The 993-nt window shown below is 49.9% G+C and carries 2 protein-coding genes; both read left to right on the forward strand.

Annotation, left to right across the window (positions count from 1 at the left end):
- A partial coding sequence (locus tag A3750_RS25780; RefSeq protein WP_197474846.1) for a hypothetical protein occupies positions 1–397 on the forward strand: 397 nt, incomplete at its 5' end.
- A 177-nt stretch (positions 398–574) separates the two neighbouring features.
- Positions 575–993, forward strand: a 419-nt coding sequence (locus A3750_RS03055) for a hypothetical protein (RefSeq protein WP_156498345.1), incomplete at its 3' end; no start/stop codon positions are given.

Genomic DNA, 993 nt, shown 5'->3' on the forward strand with positions numbered 1-993 from the left:
GTTTGGAACAGATGCCGATATCGAAAGTCTGCCTGAACGCGTGCAGCTCGGAGCGCGTTTGTTGCGTCTAGCTACCTGGATTGAAACGACTAAGCTACACAAGCAGCTGTCGATTCAAGAGGCAATCAAAGCGGCCAAAACACACTTCACTAATGAGCAAGATCTCGACTTACTCTCTGCGTTAGATAGTTATCGACCTATTCAGGACACGAAAACAGTGCGAGAGGTCAAAGTCACTGAGCTTAAAATTGGCATGATTCTCGAGGAAGACGTGTGTGCTTTGAGTGGCAGCGTCGTTCTGTCTCGTGGACAGGAGTTGAACGGTTTCCTTCTGGACAGGTTGATCAACTTTTCTCGTGGAGCAGGCATCAAAGAACCGATCAAGGTGTATTGTTAAGTGCTGGATGGTGAAGCTGTTGGGCCAGATCGCTCGGATGCTATGCATTATTACATCCGTTTACCTTTTTCTACTGATTCTGTCCGGCTATTTTTTAGGCTGTGTCTACACTGTTGGTATACACCGAGAAATATCAAATACAAAAACAACGAAGCATGATAGTGCGAGGACATATTAATGAAACTGATGAAAGTCGCGACATCGAGCGCGTTAGTCGCTGCTCTGAGCCTTTCTGTAGGCTGCGCAAGCACGCCGGATGCCGAAGCCTTGGTAGAGGAACCAAGCCAGAGTTCCGCTACATCAGGCCCTAATGCAGCTGGTTCTGATCAACAAATCACTGGTCAAGAAGTCGCTGACCAAGAAGTCTCGGCTCAAGACTCAGCCGCGGAAGAGGCGGTTTCAGAGGATGCTGACCTAGACCGCTCTGGTGTCGATGATTCGGTCACATCTTCCAAGGCGCAAACGGAACAAGTCGCGTCTGAGGAGGCTGCGCTGAAGGCGGCCGGTTCTGCACTTGCCGCGAGCGAAGCTAGCGGGCAAAGCAATCAATCTGAAATGGTCACGAATTCGGCGGATAGTGCGTCTAGCGAGTTGAA

The organism is Oleiphilus sp. HI0079 (genome assembly GCF_001635105.1).